Source organism: Vibrio sp. 378, assembly GCF_033339435.1.
Map to the genome: position 1 here is coordinate 1 of NZ_JAWOUO010000052.1, position 1,843 is coordinate 1,843.

At 51.1% G+C, this 1,843-nt stretch carries 1 protein-coding gene and 1 pseudogene; both read right to left on the reverse strand.

Annotation, left to right across the window (positions count from 1 at the left end):
• Positions 1–25: 25 nt before the first annotated feature.
• Positions 26–838: a lincosamide nucleotidyltransferase Lnu(F) gene (lnu(F), locus tag R7Q48_RS23960; protein WP_065799592.1), complete on the reverse strand. Its 813-nt coding sequence runs from the start codon at positions 836–838 to the stop codon at positions 26–28.
• Positions 839–922: 84 nt separating this feature from the next.
• Positions 923–1,761 (reverse strand): annotated as a pseudogene (locus R7Q48_RS23965) (AadA family aminoglycoside 3''-O-nucleotidyltransferase).
• Positions 1,762–1,843: the final 82 nt, after the last annotated feature.

Below are 1,843 nucleotides of genomic sequence, written 5' to 3' on the forward strand. Positions count from 1 at the left end.
TTGAATGGGTTCATGTGCAGCTCCATCAGCAAAAGGGGATGATAAGTTTATCACCACCGACTATTTGCAACAGTGCCCTCGGAAGCTCGATATTCAGAGGTTCTGTCACGCTCTTGAACAATTCGAGACTCCACGTCCACGTTTGATGATAGGCTGCACATAGTGCTCTTGGTTCTGCACTGCTTGTGCATGCCAGATAGCGATTATACGAGTCCTCCGAGATATCCTTTTCGAGCGCGCGTGAAGGTGTCGGCCAGTGGTCTGTTGCCCCTTCGTGGAGTCGAACCAGCTTGAGTAGGTTTTCATGTGCTTTGCTGAGCAAAGCCCAGGCGCGAGCGTACTCTCCCCGATTTAAAAGATTGGCCCCAAAGAGCATCAGGCTGATGAGGTTCAACACAAGCCCTTCCACCAGCGGCGCGCCTTCACGTATCGGGGGACCGCCCACGAGAGCGCTTGCGTACCTTGACAACTCTCCTGATCGGTCCAACAAAACAGCCGCCTCAAGCGAGGGAAACCACCCATAGCCTTGCCAAGTGGAAATGACCGGTATGTCCGATTTTCGCATGAAATGGAATTCACCGCGAATGCCGTTTTCAAAAAGTGCGGTGTGGTGGCCGAAGTCGTCCGGAAAGTAAGCAGCAACCGGACTTACGGCATTAAGCCACGAGCGCTGATCGAAATTTTCAAAATGGTCATCCTGGATGAACACTGCGAATTCGATATCAGAGAACTCGTCACCCTCTCCGATAGCAAATGAGCCGAACATCAATGCCGCGATTATTCGTGCATCCTCATGACAACCTTCCTTGAAGAGTTCGATCATTTTCAGTTGAAGCATAGAAATATCCTTTTATTGAAGCCACAGATTATGAGGAAAGGTATACGCAGATTTTTGTTTTTTTTCGTCAGCACAACGCCGGAGTTAAGCCGCCGCGCGTAGCGCGGTCGGCTTGAACGAATTGTTAGACATCATTTACCAACTGACTTGATGATCTCGCCTTTCACAAAGCGAATAAATTCTTCCAAGTGATCTGCGCGTGAGGCCAAGTGATCTTCTTTTTGTCCCAGATAAGCTTGCTTAGCTTCAAGTAAGACGGGCTGATACTGGGCAGGTAGGCGTTTTATTGCCCAGTCGGCAGCGACATCCTTCGGCGCGATTTTGCCGGTTATTGCGCTGTACCAAATGCGGGACAACGTAAGCACTACATTTCGCTCATCGCCGGCCCAGTCGGGCTGCGAGTTCCATAGCTTCAAGGTTTCCCTCAGCGCCTCGAATAGATCCTGTTCAGGAACCGGGTCAAAGAATTCCTCCGCTGCCGGACCTACCAAGGCAACGCTATGTTCTCTTGCTTTTGTAAGCAGGATAGCTAGATCAATGTCGATCATGGCTGGCTCGAAGATACCCGCAAGAATGTCATTGCGCTGCCATTCTCCAAATTGCAGCTCGCGCTTAGCCGGATAACGCCACGGGATGATGTCGTCATGCACGACAAGGGTGACTTCTATAGCGCGGAGCGTCTCGCTCTCGCCAGGGAAAGCCGAAGCCTCCATAAGGTCATTGAGCAATGCTCGCCGCGTCGTTTCATCAAGCTTTACGGCCACAGTAACCAACAAATCAATATCGCTGTATGGCTTCAGGCCGCCATCCACTGCGGAGCCGTACAAATGCACGGCCAGCAACGTTGATTCCAGATGGCGCTCAATGACGCTTAGCACCTCTGATAGTTGGTTCGAAATTTCGATGGTCACCGCTACCCTCATGATGTCTAACTTTGTTTTAGGGCGACTGCCCTGCTGCGTAACATCGTTGCTGCTCCATAACATCAAACATCGACCCACGGCG